Origin of the sequence: Pseudomonas sp. MOIL14HWK12:I2 (assembly GCF_000510745.1) — a bacterium.
Taxonomy (GTDB): domain Bacteria; phylum Pseudomonadota; class Gammaproteobacteria; order Pseudomonadales; family Pseudomonadaceae; genus Chryseomonas; species Chryseomonas oryzihabitans.
The window spans coordinates 491,804-507,144 of record NZ_KI783313.1 but is presented as its reverse complement, the minus strand read 5'-3'; the positions used below and the strand labels follow the sequence as shown (position 1 = coordinate 507,144).

The 15,341-nt window shown below is 69.4% G+C and carries 15 protein-coding genes; 5 read left to right on the top strand and 10 right to left on the bottom strand.

Features of this window, described 5'->3' with window-relative positions; translation table 11 throughout:
- Entirely contained in the window at nt 1–579 is a 579-nt protein-coding gene (locus PSK12I2_RS0118680; RefSeq protein WP_027599572.1) for a glutathione S-transferase family protein, read from the top strand.
- A gap of 40 nt (nt 580–619) precedes the next feature.
- Here the strand turns inward: PSK12I2_RS0118680 and PSK12I2_RS0118675 are convergent, their stop codons facing one another.
- From PSK12I2_RS0118675 to PSK12I2_RS0118655, 5 genes are read right to left on the bottom strand one after another with little or no spacing between them, the layout of a single operon-like run.
- Nucleotides 620–1,684, bottom strand: a complete 1,065-nt coding sequence (locus PSK12I2_RS0118675; RefSeq protein WP_027599571.1) for a 2,3-butanediol dehydrogenase — start codon at nt 1,682–1,684, stop codon at nt 620–622.
- A gap of 12 nt (nt 1,685–1,696) precedes the next feature.
- A complete protein-coding gene (locus tag PSK12I2_RS0118670; protein WP_027599570.1) occupies nt 1,697–2,818 on the bottom strand; it encodes an acetoin dehydrogenase dihydrolipoyllysine-residue acetyltransferase subunit in 1,122 nt (373 codons plus the stop codon).
- Nucleotides 2,815–3,834, bottom strand: a complete 1,020-nt coding sequence (locus PSK12I2_RS0118665; protein WP_027599569.1) for an alpha-ketoacid dehydrogenase subunit beta — start codon at nt 3,832–3,834, stop codon at nt 2,815–2,817. Before PSK12I2_RS0118665 ends, PSK12I2_RS0118670 begins: the two co-directional genes overlap by 4 nt.
- A gap of 25 nt (nt 3,835–3,859) precedes the next feature.
- Nucleotides 3,860–4,837, bottom strand: coding sequence for a thiamine pyrophosphate-dependent dehydrogenase E1 component subunit alpha (locus PSK12I2_RS0118660; RefSeq protein ID WP_027599568.1), 978 nt, complete (start codon nt 4,835–4,837; stop codon nt 3,860–3,862).
- Between the two features lies 1 nt (nt 4,838).
- Complete coding sequence (locus PSK12I2_RS0118655) at nt 4,839–5,888, bottom strand: ATP-NAD kinase family protein (protein ID WP_027599567.1); 1,050 nt, start codon at nt 5,886–5,888, stop codon at nt 4,839–4,841.
- A gap of 365 nt (nt 5,889–6,253) precedes the next feature.
- Here PSK12I2_RS0118655 and PSK12I2_RS0118650 point away from each other — a divergent pair, with 365 nt between their 5' ends.
- Entirely contained in the window at nt 6,254–8,137 is a 1,884-nt protein-coding gene (locus PSK12I2_RS0118650) for a sigma-54-dependent Fis family transcriptional regulator (protein WP_027599566.1), read from the top strand.
- Nucleotides 8,138–8,309: 172 nt separating this feature from the next.
- On the top strand, nt 8,310–9,281 hold the full coding sequence (locus PSK12I2_RS0118645) for an SDR family oxidoreductase (RefSeq protein WP_027599565.1): 972 nt from the start codon (nt 8,310–8,312) through the stop codon (nt 9,279–9,281).
- A gap of 16 nt (nt 9,282–9,297) precedes the next feature.
- Here the strand turns inward: PSK12I2_RS0118645 and PSK12I2_RS0118640 are convergent, their stop codons facing one another.
- On the bottom strand, nt 9,298–9,750 hold the full coding sequence (locus PSK12I2_RS0118640; RefSeq protein ID WP_027599564.1) for a hypothetical protein: 453 nt from the start codon (nt 9,748–9,750) through the stop codon (nt 9,298–9,300).
- Nucleotides 9,751–9,964: 214 nt separating this feature from the next.
- Here PSK12I2_RS0118640 and PSK12I2_RS0118635 point away from each other — a divergent pair, with 214 nt between their 5' ends.
- The gene (locus tag PSK12I2_RS0118635) at nt 9,965–10,246 is read left to right on the top strand and encodes a hypothetical protein (RefSeq protein ID WP_027599563.1); all 282 of its coding nucleotides are present in this window, start codon (nt 9,965–9,967) and stop codon (nt 10,244–10,246) included.
- Nucleotides 10,247–10,255: 9 nt separating this feature from the next.
- Here PSK12I2_RS0118635 and PSK12I2_RS0118630 read toward each other — a convergent pair whose 3' ends face one another.
- The 3 genes from PSK12I2_RS0118630 to PSK12I2_RS0118620 are packed head-to-tail and all read right to left on the bottom strand — an operon-like array spanning nt 10,256 to nt 13,230.
- Nucleotides 10,256–10,570 (bottom strand): hypothetical protein, encoded by a 315-nt coding sequence (locus PSK12I2_RS0118630; protein ID WP_027599562.1) that lies wholly within the window; start codon nt 10,568–10,570, stop codon nt 10,256–10,258.
- Nucleotides 10,567–11,919: an acyclic terpene utilization AtuA family protein gene (locus PSK12I2_RS0118625; protein WP_027599561.1), complete on the bottom strand. Its 1,353-nt coding sequence runs from the start codon at nt 11,917–11,919 to the stop codon at nt 10,567–10,569. Before PSK12I2_RS0118625 ends, PSK12I2_RS0118630 begins: the two co-directional genes overlap by 4 nt.
- Complete coding sequence (locus PSK12I2_RS0118620) at nt 11,920–13,230, bottom strand: CitMHS family transporter (protein ID WP_027599560.1); 1,311 nt, start codon at nt 13,228–13,230, stop codon at nt 11,920–11,922.
- A gap of 128 nt (nt 13,231–13,358) precedes the next feature.
- Between PSK12I2_RS0118620 and PSK12I2_RS0118615 the strand changes: the two genes are divergently transcribed.
- A complete protein-coding gene (locus tag PSK12I2_RS0118615) occupies nt 13,359–14,240 on the top strand; it encodes a LysR family transcriptional regulator (RefSeq protein ID WP_027599559.1) in 882 nt (293 codons plus the stop codon).
- On the opposite strand, the gene PSK12I2_RS0118610 is transcribed toward PSK12I2_RS0118615, so the two are convergent.
- The gene (locus PSK12I2_RS0118610) at nt 14,237–15,148 is read right to left on the bottom strand and encodes a LysR substrate-binding domain-containing protein (RefSeq protein ID WP_027599558.1); all 912 of its coding nucleotides are present in this window, start codon (nt 15,146–15,148) and stop codon (nt 14,237–14,239) included. The genes PSK12I2_RS0118615 and PSK12I2_RS0118610 overlap by 4 nt on opposite strands.
- Nucleotides 15,149–15,341 lie beyond the last annotated feature (193 nt).

Sequence of the window (15,341 nt, the reverse complement as noted above, 5' to 3'; positions counted from 1 at the left end):
ATGCAACTGCTGCTGAACCAGACCTCGCCCTATGCCCGCGCTGCGCGCGTCACCGCCCTCGAAGCCGGCTTCGGCGCGCGACTGACACTGGTGTGGAGCGATCCCTGGAACGACGATCCGACCTTGCTGGCGGCCAACCCGGGCAACAAGGTTCCGGTCCTGATCACCGACGAGGGCCTTGCCCTCAGCGAGACCCTGCTGATCTGCGTCCATCTGCACCAGTTGGGTGGCGGCAGTCCGCTCGCGGCCGAACGGCTGCAATTGGCCGGCCTGGGCCAGGGCCTGATCGACGCCGCCTTCGGCACGGTGATCGCCCGCAAGCATGGCGGTGCGGCTCAGGATGACTCGGTGCTGGGTGCCCGCCGACTGGCGGCCATCGACCGGCTGCTGGCGCGCTTGGCGGAGACGTCTGCGCTGGATGCACAGGACCTCGATTTCAGCCACTACCTGGTGGCCGTCGGCCTGGACTACCTGAGCTTTCGCCTGCCGGAGATCGACTGGTCCGCGCACCGACGGCTGGTGGCCTTCCACCAGCGCCTCACCGCACGCCCGAGCTTTAGCGCGACGACCTTCCAGTAGGGCGAGAAAAACCCCACGCGGCCGGCCGCGTGGGAAAGCCCTACAACTCGATCAGGATCTTCAACTGGGTCCCGGCCTTGTCCAGCAAGGCCTCGAAGCCCTGTTCCACCACGTCGTCCAGGGCGATATGGCGGGTCACCACCTTTTCCGCCGGCAGCTGGCCACTGGCGATCAGGGCCGCCACCTGGGGCCACATCAGTGTCGAGTAGCACCAGGAGCCGCGCAGGTCGACGTCCTTGTAGGTCAGGGTGAAGCCGTCCAACGCTGGCGGCTTGCCCTGCATTCCCACCTGCACCACCACGCCCTGGCGGCGCACCGCTTCCAGGCACAGCCCCAGCGGGGCCTCGGCGCCGACGCATTCGAAGGCCACGTCCACTCCAACGCCACCGGCGGTGTGGGCGCGCACCTCGCGTAGCACATCGGTGCTGCCGGGATTGAGGGTGATGAGGCCGTCCACCAGGCGCCGGGCCATATCCAGGCGGTTGTCGTTGAGATCCACCAGGAAGATCCGGGTGGCCCCGGCGGCGCGCGCGGCCATGACCTGCAACTGGCCGATGGGCCCGGCACCGGCCACCAGCACGCTGTCGCCGGGTTTCACGCCGCCCCTGTGGGTGGCGTAGACGGTTACCGCCGTGGGTTCGATCAGCGCCGCGTGCGCGGTGCTGAGGTCGTCCGGCATGGGGATGGCGTTGTAATCCTCCACCAAGGAGTACTCGGCCATGCCGCCCCAGGGATGGGACAGGCCGATGATCGCCAGCTGTTCGCTGAGCTGGTACTGGCCGCGGTGGCCGTAGTAGTCGTCCCGCGGCGAGACCATGGGCTGGATGGAGACCCGGTCACCGGGTTTCACCGCGGTCACCTGGCTGCCCACGGCTTCCACCACGCCCGAATACTCGTGGCCGAGGATCTGCGGCACCTGGCCGCCGGTGTAGCTGTGCGGCGCGGTGGGAATGAAGATGGGCCCGCCCAGGTATTCGTGCAGGTCGGTGCCGCAGATGCCACAGAACTGGTTTCTGACCAGCACCTGGGTGGGGCCCGGTTCGCCGGGCGGCGGGACGTCTTCCACCCGGATGTCGCGGGCGGCATGGAAACGGGCTGCTTTCATGACGAGGCTCCTCTAGCGTTCGCAGCGGGGCAGAAAGGCCTGGATCAGGGCATTGACCCGGTCGGCGGCCTCCATCTGCACCATATGGCCCTGGCCCTCCAGGATCTCGACCTGGACGGCCGCGGGCAGGCCATCGGCATGCTGGACCGGAATGATGGCGTCGGCCTTGCCCCAGATCAGCAGCGCGGGAATCTCGCCGCCCAGTACCTGGCGCAGCACCTGGGCTTGCTGGCCACTGGGGAAGAGGTTGCCCGCCAGCTGGTGCAGCGCCTGGTCGACGCCTTCCAGCCGCTTGTACTTCAGCAGGTCCTCCAGCAACGGCCGGGTGACCAGGCCCGGATCGCTGAACAGCAGGCTGACCGGGCCCTTGAGCTGGTTGCGGCTGGTGGCGGCGACGAAGCCTTCGAGGTAGTCACCGTTGATCTCCGCACCCAGCCCGGCACTGCCGATCAGCACCAGGCCAGCGACCCGCTGCGGCGCTACCTGCGCCAGGTGCAGGGCCACGGCGCCCCCCATGGAGTGACCGACCAGCACGGCGCGGGGGATGTCCAGGTGGTCGAGCAGTGCCAGCACCGCGGCGCCCAGCTCGGCGAGGTCGCCCGTGGCCAGCGTCTTGCCGGACTGGCCATGGCCGGGCAGGTCCAGGGCGATCACCCGGCGCTCGGCGGCCAGGGCCTCGTGGTTGAACAGCCAGTTGTCCAGATCGCCGGAGAAACCGTGGATCAGCATCACGGGCAAGCCACCTTCACCGCGCTCCAGATAGCGCAGCGGCCGGCCGTCGAGTTCGATGCGCTGGGCCTGGGGACCGGCCTCGGCGGCGTCTTCGCCACCGGGCACGAAGTCTTCCTCGAACCGTGCGATCACGGCGTCGATCTCTTCGTCGCTGGCCTCGCCTTCCACCACGATGGCCAGCAGGGCGCCCACCGCCAGGGTCTCGTCCTCGCGCGCCAGGCAGCGGCGCAGGGTGCCGGAGAAGGGCGCCTCGACGCTGCTGCTGATCTTGTCGGTCTCGACGTCGAGCACCTCGTCGCCCTTGGCGATGGGGTCGCCTTCGGCCTTGAGCCAGGCGTTGACCCGGCCCTCGCTCATGGACAGCCCCCACTTGGGCATGGTTAGGGTATGGATCTGGCTCATGCGGCCTGCCTCCCTTGGGTGATCTTGACCACGGCGCGCTCGATCTTGGCCGCGTCGGGGATATAGAGGTCTTCTAGGGCATCGGAGAAGGGCACCGGGGTGTGCGGCGCCGTCACCAGCTGCACCGGGGCGCGCAGGTCGTCGAAGGCCTGCTCGGCGAGCAGGGCGGCGATGTCGGTGGCCACCGAGCAGCGCGGGTTGGCTTCATCGATGACCACCGCGCGACCGGTCTTTTCCACGCTTTCCAGGATGCTGTCCCTATCCAGCGGGCTGGTGGTGCGCAGGTCCAGCACCTCGCAGGACACCCCCTGGCGCGCCAGGTTGGCAGCGGCGTCCATGGCCAGGTGCACCATCCGGCCATAGGTGATGAGGCTGACGTCGTCACCCTCGCGCAGGAAGCTGGCCTCGCCGAAGGGGATGGCATAGGACTCCTCCGGCACCTCGCCCTGCATGCCGTAGAGCAGCTTGTGCTCGCAGAAGATCACCGGGTCGTTGTCGCGGATGGCCTGGATCAGCAGCCCCTTGGCGTCGTAGGGGGTGGCCGGGCAGACCACCTTGAGCCCGGGGATGTGGGTCCACCAGGAGGTGAGCATCTGCGAATGCTGGGCCGCGGCCCGCAGGCCCGCGCCGACCATGGTCCGCAGGACCAGCGGGGTGACCGCCTTGCCGCCGAACATGTAGCGGAATTTGGCCGCCTGATTGAGGATCTGGTCCAGGCAGCAGCCTGCGAAATCGACGAACATCAGTTCGCACACCGGCCGGGTGCCGCGGGCGGCGGCGCCCACCGCCGCGCCGACGTAGCCGATCTCCGACAGCGGGGTGTCCAGCACCCGCCCGGGAAACTTGTGATAGAGACCCTTGGTGACGCCGAGCACGCCGCCCCAGGCGTCCTGTTCGCCGGGTGCCCCGGCGCCGCCGGCGTTATCCTCGCCCATGAGGAAGACGGTGGGATCGCGGCGCATCTCCTGTTCCAGGGCTTCGTTGATGGCTTGCTGGTAGCTGATCTTTCTGGCCATGGTGGCGCTCCTTGTTGTTTTCCGATCAGGCGTAGGTGACGTAGACGTCGGTGAGCAGGTCTTCCGGGCCGGGCTTGGGATCGGCCTTGGCCTTGCGCACGGCGTCCTCGATGAGCTGCTCCACTTCCTGGTCGATGCTGTCGAGCAGGGCGGGCTGCAGCTGGCCGGAGCGCGTCACCCGCTCGCGGAATTGCATGAGGCAGTCGCGCTGCTCGCGGGCCTGCTTGACCTCGTTGGGATCGCGATAGGTCTGGGCGTCGCCTTCGAAGTGGCCGAAGTAGCGGGTGAACTTCACCTCGATCAGCGAGGGGCCTTCGCCGGCCCGGGCGCGGGCCACGGCGGCCGCGGCGGCTTCATGGACGGCGAAGAAGTCGAAGCCGTCCACCGTCACCCCGGGCATGCCGAAGCCGGCGGCGCGGTCGGCGATGTGGTCGCAGGCCACCGACCAGTTCGAGGCGGTGGCCTCGGCATAGCCGTTGTTCTCGGCGACGAAGATGCAGGGGAGATTCCACACCGAGGCCAGGTTCATGGCCTCGAACACCGCGCCCTCGTTGGAGCCGCCATCACCGAAGAAGGCCACGGCCACGGCGTCGCTGCCCTTGAGCTTGGCCGCCAGGGCGGCGCCGGCGGCCAGGGGTGCCCCGGCGCCGACGATGCCGTTGGCGCCGAGCATGCCCTTTTCCAGGTCGGCGATGTGCATGGAGCCGCCCTTGCCCTGGCAGACCCCGGTCTTCTTGCCGTAGATCTCGGCCATCATGCCGTAGACGTCGACGCCCTTGGCGATGCAGTGGCCGTGGCCGCGGTGGGTGGAGGCGATGCTGTCCTCGTGGCCCAGGTGGGCCATGACACCGGCGGCCGAGGCCTCTTCGCCGGCATAGAGGTGGACGAAGCCGGGGATCTCGCCGGTGGCGAATTCCACGTGCAGCCGCTCCTCGAAGGCGCGGATGGTGCGCATCACCCGGTAGGCATGGCTCAGTTGGTCGACGCTTACGGTCTCGCTCATCTTATTGTTCTCCAGGATTGCCGAGGGCCGACGCGGGCCGGCGGCGGACCAGCAGGCGCTGTTGCGCCGCCAGCTCCAGCACCCGCTCCACGTCGATGCTCAGGGGGCCGTCGAGGTCCAGCGTCACCTGCGGACGCGCCTCGGGGCCGAATTCGATTTCCCGCTCGCCGTCCAGCGCCAGGGTGCCGGCGGCCAGCGACAGGGTGCGTGGCTCGTCCGGCAGCAGCAGGCCGCTGGCGGCGATCCCGGCCTGGGCCAGCACACCGGGAGCGAGGGGGACGGTCAGTTGCGCCGGCGCCTCGGGCTCCAGGCGCACCCAGCCGCCATGGGGGGCGCTGCGGGCGACCGGATGCCAGAGACCGCATAGGGCCGACAGGCCGATGGCCCAGGGTTCGGCAAAGGTGGTGAAGACCTCGGCCAGATCCTCGACCCGGGTCACCGCCCGGGCGCCGAGATAGGCCTGGCGACAGACCGCCACGTCCACCAGCGCCCAGTCACGGATGCCGCGCTCCGGCACCTCCACCCGCAGCCGCTTGTTGCGCCGCAGCGCCAGCGCCGGATCGACCCGACCACTCGCCACCAGGCCGCCGGCCAGGCCCGCGCTGGTGGCCTCGCGCAATTCGGGAAAGGCGTTGTTGGTGCCGGTGGACAGGGTCAAGAGCGGCAGGTCACCCACCTCGGCGGCCACCGCTTTGTGGGTGCCGTCGCCGCCGAGCACGGCGATCACCGCCGCGCCCTGGGCCAGCAACAGCCGCGCGGCGCGGCGGGTGTCGTCCACGGTCTGGGTCAGCGGCAGATTGAGAAACACCAGCTCCGGCCAGCGCTGCTCGCGGGCCTGGCGACTGCCGCTGGCCTTGAGCACGGCGGCGGCGATACCGGTCATGTCCGGCGGCAGCAGCACCCGCTCCACCCCGGTGGCACCAAAGGCCGCCAGCAGGCGCATCACCACCCCGGCCTTGTCGGTGCTGGAGGTGAGGGCGGCATTGCCGGTCAGCCGGCGCAGGTCACGCCCCGAGGCGGGGTTGGGCAGGATGCCGACGGTTATGGGCATGGCTGACTCCCGAGGCCTGGACCATCGGTCAGGGCAGCCGTGCGGCGATGCCGGGGTGCGCTCATGGGTCTGGCCCTCTTGTCGTTGTCTTGGGAGCGTCGCAGAGCCCTGAGCAAGGCGGGTGCCAGGTCGCTATAGTTTCGCTGCAGGCCAGGCTGGGTGCGGCTTTGCGGGGGGATGGCCAGGTCCGGGGGGATGGGCGCGTCGCGCCGGGGCGTCTCAGGGCTGCGACGGCAGGGCGAGACGCTGAGACGATTCGTCTCAGGCCGCGGCGGACTTGAAGGCCGGGGCCAGGGGGCGCTAAATGAAGGGCAGAACAATGACCGGCCTTCCATGCCATGACCGGAATTCAGGGAGAGACGCCCATGTTGTCTACCCAGGCCCGCTATCACGCCCGCGCCATCGACCAGGCCCTGCGTGCGCCCTTGCGCTCGGCCAGTCCGCCCGTGCGCATCCTCGATTCCTGGCGTCGTTCCTTCGAGCAGTATCAGCTCGACCCGGGCAGCCTGCGCGGCCCGCGCATACTCTCGCGCTACGAATTGCGCCAGCACCAGCAGGCGGCGGAAGACTTCCTGCGCGTCGCCGATGGCGAGCTGGGCGCCCTGCATGCGCGGGTCGAGTCGGCCGACTACTGCGTGCTGCTGGCCGACGCCCAGGGCCATACCCTGGATTACCGGGTCAGCGATCGGCTGGACGACGAATGCCGCCGCGCCGGGCTCTACCTGGGCACCTGCTGGTCCGAGCAGGAGGAGGGCACCTGCGGGGTCGCCGCGGTGCTCACCGACCGGGCGCCGGTGACGGTGCACAAGGCCGATCACTTCCGCGTGGCCTTTACCGGCCTGACCTGCACCGCCGCGCCGGTGTTCGCGCCGAGCGGCGAGTTGCTCGGGGTACTGGACGTCTCGGCGCCGCGTTCGCCGGACGACCGCCGCAGCCAGCTGCTGATCCAGCAGTTCACCCGCGACAGCGCCCAGCGCATCGAGAATGCCTACTTCATGCACAGCGCCCGGGGTGACTGGGTGCTCTGCGGCCATGCCCAGGCCAGCTATCTCGACACCCAGCCGGACTTGCTGCTGGCCTGGGATCAGAGCGGACGCCTGACCGGTCTGAATCGCCCGGCCCGGCAACTCTGCCTCGCTCAGCTGGGCTATCTGCCGCAGCGCCTGGACGAGCTCTTCGGTCGCGATGCCCCTGCGCGGTTGCAGGAGGACCATGGCGAACCCCTGCGCCTGGGTGAAGCACATTTCCACGCCCGGGTACGGGCGCCGCGTCAGCGTCTTGGGGTGGTGATCCCGCTGGTTCGCGAGCCGCGTGCGGCGGACCCCGAGGAAGAGCCCCGGGTCAGCCAGGCGCTCGCGACCGCCCTGCGGCTCTATCGCCATGGCCTGCCGATCCTGGTGACCGGCGAGACCGGCACCGGCAAGGAGGTGTTTGCCCGCGGCCTGCACCAGGGTGGCGATCGTGCCGGGCGACCCTTCGTCGCCCTCAATTGCGCGGCGCTGCCGGAAAGCCTGATCGAGAGCGAATTGTTCGGCCATGCCGCGGGGGCCTTTACCGGCGCCCAGCGCCAGGGTCGCGATGGTCTGATCGTGGCGGCCGATGGCGGCACCCTGTTTCTCGACGAGATCGGCGACATGCCCCTGGCGCTGCAGACCCGGCTGCTGCGGGTGCTGGCCGAAGGCGAGGTGCTGCCGGTGGGCAGCGCCCAGCCGCGGCGAGTGGATGTGCGGCTGGTCTGCGCCACCCACCGCGACCTCCAGGTGCAGGTCGCCGCCGGGCTGTTTCGCGAAGACCTGCTCTATCGCCTCAATGGTGCCGTCTTTCAGCTGCCGCCGCTGCGCGCGCGTGCCGACCGCCTGGCGCTGGCGCGGCGGCTGCTCGAAGAAGAGTGCGGCAAGCGTCCGGCGCCAGAGCTGGCGCCCCAGGTGCAGGAGGCCATCCTGGCCCATGACTGGCCGGGCAATGTGCGCGAATTGCGCAATGTGCTGCGCTACGCCTGCGCCCTGTGCGATGGCGCCCTTATCACCCTCGATCATCTGCCGGTCAGTCTGCGGATGGGTGACGCGCCGGCCGCCGAGCCGCCACCCGAGATCGACAGCCCCGAGCGGCGGGCGATCCTGGCGGCCCTTGTCCGCCATCGCTGGAAGGCGATTCCGACCGCCCGGGCGCTGGGGATGTCCCGGGCCACCCTCTACCGGCGGCTCAAGTTGCACGGCATCGCGATGCCGCATCGCCAGTCCGAGGACTGAGGCGTTCCGCCGAACGGTCATGGCCAGCAGGGGCTGCCCTGGCACGGTGGTTACCGCAGACAACCGAAACGGCGGGCGCCGGCATCGCTGGCCCCGGTCGTCTCGCTGCGGGACGTCAGCGCGGTCGCCCAGGAGTCACACCTCAGACACAGACCCTGAGGAAGCCCCCCTGATGCGTACCCTGCCGCTGTTGCTTGCCCTGCCTGCCGCCCTGGCTCTGCTGAATCGCACCTCGTCCCGGCGTTCGCCGCAGATCGATCACCAGCAGCTGAATGGCCGGACTATCGTCGTGACCGGCGCCTCCAGTGGCGTCGGCCGCGGCGTGGCCCTGGCGCTGGCCCGGCACGGTGCCAACCTGGTGCTGGCCGCGCGGCGCAGCGAGGCGCTGGAAGCCCTCGCGGTCGAGGTCCAGGCCCTGGGCGTGGCCGCCCTGGCAGTGCCCACCGACGTGGCCGACGTGGCGCAGATGACCGCCCTGGCCGAGCAGGCCGAGCAGCGCTTCGGCCGCATCGACGGCTGGATCAACAATGCCGGCGTGGTGGCGGTGGGGCGTTTCGAAGAGGTGCCCCTGGAAGACCACCTGCGCCTGCTGGATACCAATGTGAAGGGTGTGGTGATCGGCAGCCACCTGGCCCTGCAGCGTTTCCGCCGCCAGGGCTACGGCCGGTTGGTCAACGTGGCCTCGGTGGACGGCGAGATTCCCCACGCCTACCAGGCGTCCTATTCGGCATCCAAGGCCGCGGTGCTCAGTCTCGGTCGGGTGCTGCAGCAGGAATTGCGCCGTGGACGACAGCCGAACATCCAGCTGTCGACAGTGCTGCCCTGGGCGCTGGATACGCCGATCTGGGGCCATGCCGCCACCTACACCGGCCACCGCGCCGACCTGCCCACCAAGGATTCGCCGGACAAGGCGGTGCAGGCCATCGTCGGCGCGCTGCTGCAGCCACAAAAGGAAATCACCGTGGGCTACAAGGCCAAGCTGGCCTACTGGGGGCATCGCCTGGCGCCGGAGCTCAACGAGCGCTTCACCGCGGCCGCGGTCCAGCGCGCCGAGATCGACTGGAATCCGGCCAAGGCCGCCACCTCGGGTAATCTGCAGCAGCCCGATCAGGCGGGACGGACTATCCGGGGTTCGAATTTCTAAGGCATGGACGTCCTAGCTAGTGCCAGGACGCGCTATCTGCCCCAGTACGCGCTTCGGGACCGGTGATGGTCAGCGAGCGTAGCGCGCCAGGGTAGAGGGCGGTCTGGAGTGTCTGGGCCAGGATAGCCCGGGTGCAGAGCAGGGCGGTCGGAGCAGCGCCTTGCAGGCGGGTGGCGAGCTCCGGCCCACACAGGATGGCTGCCGGATCGAGCTCCAGGCAGGGCAACAGGGGCAACCCCTCCGCCAGCATGACCTGACTGTGAGCCTGCAAGTCGGCGATTGGCGGCTCACCGGCGGTGACCAGCAGGATTCGTCGATGCCCGAGCGCGATCAGCCGCTGGGTGGCCAGCGCGATGCGCTGGCCGTGCGCCTCGGCGGAGCGGCAGTGGTCAAGGTCGTTAGCCAGCGCCAGCCTTTGCGATGGCGTGGCGAAAGGATCGAGCGGACGGATGGCGGGACGAGTATCCATGGATGGGCCTCTGCCACGGCGTGGTGGTCAAGAGGTCCAGCGTGCCGGTAGTGGATGGCAGCTTCGTGACAGCCTTGCGTCCTGCTTCCGCGCCAGCGCCTGCTCAGAACCCGCTGGTATCTCCCGTCGGCGGACAGGTCCCGAGTAGAGGCCTTGCGTTCTCCACCGAGGCGGCTAGCCTGAACAGGGTGACGTTCCTCCGGGAGCCCTGCTGATGGACAGGTTGCATGAACGCTTGGCCCAACTCGATCCGCCCGTGCGCCACGAGCTGGAGCGGCGCAGCGACGGCTTGCTGATCACCCTCATCGAGGCCGATCGCAATGTGCGGGTGTCGCGCCTGCTGAAGGCGGACGACATGCGTGAGGTGGAACAGGTCAATCTGATCCTGCTGCACGCCATCAACGAACTCAGACGCAAGGGTGCCCAGGTGCCCCTCGACAAGGATACCGTTCTGCTGACGCGGCTGCCCTGCGCGGGGGTCGGTACTCCGGGTTGAGCGGCGTCTCTAGTCCTCCAGCTCCAGATCCAGCAGCGCCGCACCAAGGCCCTTGCCGTGGGCGTCCAGCGCCAGCGAGCGGGTGACGCCGCCGCGCAGGGCACCGGGCAGCACGAAGTTCAGCGCGCCCAGGGCCGGCAATTCGTAGCGGCGCACCGGCGCGGCATCGGCCGGGCGACTGTCGGCGAACCAGGCGGCGACCCGTTCCGCGGTAAGCGCCTGGCGCAGGCGGTCGAAGTCTTCGCGGCGATAGGCGATCACCGCCATGTTCGAAATGTCCCCCTTGTCGCCGGTACGGACGTGGGCGATCTCGCGCAATTTCATGGCAGCGTCTCCAGCTCCAGGGCAGGGGTGACGGCCGCACGCGGCCACAGCAGCGAGGCCACGGCGATGATCTCGCGGACCGCCTTGGTGGCGCCGCCACCGCCAGCCGGGCCATTGGTGTACAGGGTTTCCACCTCGTTGCCGATCTGCACCGCCGCCGCCCGGCTGGCGCAGCGGCCGACGACGCGCAGGCGCACCTCCCAGGGTTCGCCAGCGGCCCTGGCCGCTAGGGTTTCTCCATGCAGCGCATCACAGCCGATCAGTTCGCAGCGCAATTCCTCGACCGGTACGCCGCAGAGTTGCAGGCGTTCGCGTACCACTTCCGCTGCCAGGCGGGCACGCGCCAGGGCACCCGGTCCGGCGTAGGAGAGCTGGCCTTCGCCATGCCAGCCGTCGCGATAGCCCACCGAGACCTTGAGCTGTTCCGGGCGCGGCTTGCCCCGGGCCCCGCTGACCGCGACCCGGTCGGGTGCGGACTGCTCCAGGGCGACGCCGGAAAAGTCGGCGGTGACGTCCGGCGTCAGGTAGGCCGCCGGGTCGTGGACCTCATAGAGCAGTTGTTCGGTGCAGGTCGCCGGGGTCACGCAGCCGCCGGAGCCGGCGACCTTGGTCAGGGTCGCCTGGCCGTCGGCGTCCACCTCGGCCAGGGGAAAGCCCAGGCGGGCGAGGTCGGGGACGTCCTTGTAGCCAGGGTCGGCGAAGTAGCCACCGGTGACCTGGCCGGCGCATTCCAGCAGGTGGCCGACCAGGGTGCCGCGTCCGCGACGCTCCCAGTCATCTGCCGCCCAGCCGAATTCATGCACCAGCGGCGCCAGGAACAGCGAGGGATCGGCCACCCGCCCGGTGATGATGACATCGGCGTCCGCCTGCAGGGCCTGGACGATGCCTTCCACGCCCAGGTAGGCGTTGGCCGAGATCAATCGGTCGCCCAGTTCGGCCAGGGTCTGGCCGTTGTCCAGCCGGGCGTCGGCGGGCAACTGGGCCAGCACGTCGTCGCCGGCCACAGCGGCGATCTTCAGACCGGTTACGCCCAGCTCCCGCGCCAGGGCCGCGACCTTGCGCGCCGCGGCGGAGGGATGGGCGGCGCCCATGTTGGTGACTACTCGCAGGCGCGGCCGTCCGGCCTTATTCAGCAGCGGCAGGATACGGCGCATCCTGGCTTCCAGCAGCGGATCGAAACCGGCCTCGGGATCGGCCAGCCGCGCCTGTTGCGCCAGGGCGATGGTGCGTTCGGCCAGGCATTCGAAGACCAGGTAGTCGAGCCGGCCGTGCTCGGCCAGCTCCACGGCGGGTTCGATGCGATCGCCGGAATAGCCGGCGCCGCAGCCGATGCGAAGAAGACGGCTCATCTAGAAGACTCCCAGGAGCAGGGCGGCCAGGGTCATCAGCACCGAGGCCGCGAACAGGAAGGGGATGGTGAAACGCTGGTGATCGGCCAGGTCCAGCTTGCACAGGCCCACCAGCAGGAAGGTCGCCGGGGTCAGGGGGCTGACCGGGAAGCCGGTGGTGTGCACCCCGAGCAGCGAGGCCTGGGCCACCTGCAGCGGATCGACTCCCAGGTTGCGGCCAACCTCGGCGATCACCGGCATGACGCCGAAGTAGAAGGAATCCGGATCGAACAGGAGGCTCAGCGGCATGGAGAGGAAACCCACCACCGCCGGGATCAGTTGGCCATGCCCGGCGGGGATGCCGGCCACCGCCACCTGGGCCATGGCCTTGAGCATGCCGCTGCCCTGCATGATGCCGGTGAAGACCCCGGCGGCGAAGAGGATGCTGGCCATGGTCAGGGCGGTCTTGGCATGGGCGTCGATGCGCGCCTTCTGGGCGTCCACCGAGGGGTAGTTCAGGCACAGCGCGGCCACGGTGCCAAGCATGAACATCACCACTGGATCGACCCAGCCGGCGATCATCACGCCCATCACCACCAGGGTCAGCAGCAGGTTGATCCAGAAGCGCTGCGGGCGACGCAAGGCACGTTCGGCCTCGCTGAGCACCCGCTCCGGCGCGGCACCGGCGCCGCCGCCGGCCAGCCACGGCGCCTGGCCAGCCAGGGTCAGGCGCTTCTCCTCGCGCCGCCCGAGCCACCAGGCGCTGGCGAAGACGAAGGCCAGGCCCACCAGCTGCACCGGGATCAGCGGCTGGAAGAGGTCGGCCACCGGCACGTGCAGGGCGGCCGACGAGCGCAGCACCGGCCCGGTCCAGGGCAGGAAGTTGACCCCGGCGGCCATGGCGGCCACGCAGGCGAGGATGCGCCGGTCCAGGCCCAGGCGGGTATAGAGCGGCAGCATGGCGGGAATGGTCACCAGGAAGGTCACCGCGCCGGAGCCGTCCAGGTGCACCAGCAGGGCGAGCAGGGCGCTGCCGCAGACGATGCGCGTCGGCCGGGTGCCGACGGTGCGCAGGATGCGGTCGATGATGGGATCGAGCATCCCGGCGTCGGTCATGATGCCGAAGAACAGGATGGCGAAGACGAACATGCCGATCACCGGGGCGACACCCTTGATGCCGGCGATGATGAAGGCGCTGGTGCCCAGGCCGAAGCCACCGATCAGGGCCGCGGCGATGGGGATGACGATCAGGGCGACCAGGGGCGAGACGCGTTTGCTCATGACCGCGACGAGCAACGCGAGAATGGTGACGACACCGAGCAGGGCGAGCATGGCGGACTCCTTGGACCGTGGCGCGGCAGGCGGGCGCACGGGAGGTTTTGTTGTTGTGGGTCCAGTATTCGAAGACGTCCGATGTCCTGTAAATTGGAATCTTCCGAAGCGGCGTTCAGAAAAACAAAATGAAGAATCTGCTCCAGCATGTGCAGGCCTTTCTCGCCGTGGCCCGCCAGGGCTCCTTCGCCCGGGCGGCGGAGGAGTTGCACCTGTCACCCCCGGCGCTCACCGTGCAGATCCAGCAACTCGAAGCCTGGCTGGAGGTGCAACTGCTGGAGCGCACCCCGCGGCGGGTCCAGCTGACCACCGCCGGGGAAGAATTGCGCGGCCCCCTGGAGCGCATCTTGGTGGACCTGGGCGATGTCCAGACCCACGCCCGGGACCTGGCCGGCCTGCGCCGCGGGCGGATCACCCTGGCGGCCTTGCCGTCCTTTTTCATGGGACCCTTTCCCGAGTTGCTGAAGACCTTCCAGGCCCGTCATCCGGCCATCGAGGTCCGCCTGCAGGACGTGGTGGCCGGCCGGGTCGAGGCGCTGGTCAGGGAAGGGCAGGTGGACCTGGGCATCGGCGTCCGCCCACGGGCCGTGGGCCTGGACTTCCAGCCGCTGTACGTCGATCACCTGCAGCTGTTCGTCCCCCGCGACCATCCCTGGACAGGCCGCACCGAAATTACCCTGGCCGAACTGGACGCCGTGCCCCTGCTGCTCACGGGGCGTGACAGCAGCGTGCGCGAGTGCCTGGACTTCGCTTTCGCCGCCGCCGGCCTGCGCCTGGTGGCGGCCCTGGAGGCCAACTACATGAGCACCCTGCTGGCCCTGGTGGCGGCCGGGCAGGGCCTGGCCCTGCTGCCGGAATCGGCGGGTGGCGAGGCCCCGGTGGTGGCCCTGCCGGTCCGCGGCGAGAGCCTGGCCCGGCCGCTGGGCATCCTGACCCCCACCGGGCGCAGCCTCACCCCGGCGGCCCAGGCCTTCGTCGACTTGCTCAGGGAGCGGCTGCAGGTGCTCTAGTACTCGAAGGGCTGGCCCAGTTCCTGTTGCAGCCAGTCCAGAAAGCGCCGCACCCGGGCGTAGCGCGAGTGCGCCCGGGGAAACACCAGATGGTGAGCGGCCACCGGCAGGTCGTCGTCCTGGGGCAGCACCCGCACCAGATCACCGCGGGCCAGATAGTCCGCTGCCAGCACCGTGCTCTCCAGGGCGAAGCCCAGGCCATGGCGGGCGGCTTCCAGGGTCATGTAGGAGCGATCGAAACTCAGGGTGTAGGGGCGTTCCGGCAGCGCCAGGCCCTGCTGGGCGAACCAGTTGGGCCACTTCATCAGGGTGGCCTCGGACAGGATCAGCTCGCTGTGCAGCAGATCCGCCGGCGACTGGATCGGACGTTTTTCCAGCAACTGCGGTGCGGCCAGGACCGCCAGGCGTTCGCGCTGCAGGGTGCGGATCTCCAGGTTCGGCCAGCTGGGCAGGCCGTGGCGGATGTCGATGTCGACCTTGTCGCGGCTGAAATGCAGGGATTCGTAGGAGCAGGAGAGATTGATCTGCAGGTCGGGATGGCTCTGGCGGAACTGTTCCAGCCGTGGCATCAGCCAGAGCAGGCCGAAGCTCGGCGCCGAGTGCAGGCGCAGGCATTCCAGGCCGGCATCGCTGGCGGCGCGATCCGTGGCCATGGCCAGCCGATGCAGCACCTCGCTGACCTCTTCGAGGTATTGCTCCCCGGCCGGGGTCAGGGTCATGCCGCGCGCGCCGCGGACGAAGAGGGCGCGCCCCACCAGGGCTTCGAGCTTGGCCAGCTGATGGCTGACCGCCGAGGGCGTCAGCGCCAGTTGCTCGGCCGCGCGGGCGACGTTGGCGAAGCGGGCGGTCTGCTCGAAGGCTTGAAGGGCTTTCAGGGGTGGCAGGGAAAGCGTCTTGCCGGAATCCATGAGTCGCGGGTCCTGTGGCCAGTTCGAGGTCGATTCTCAGGTGGTAAGACCCGACTGCCAAGCCGCAGGCATGAATTTTATTCAGCACGGTCTGACGCAGGCTGCGTTGCTGGGGCCCTGGGGCGAGGGCACTCTGGCCCTCAGCGACAGCCCTCCACAACAACAAGAAGGATAGCGTCATGCCCCTGCATTC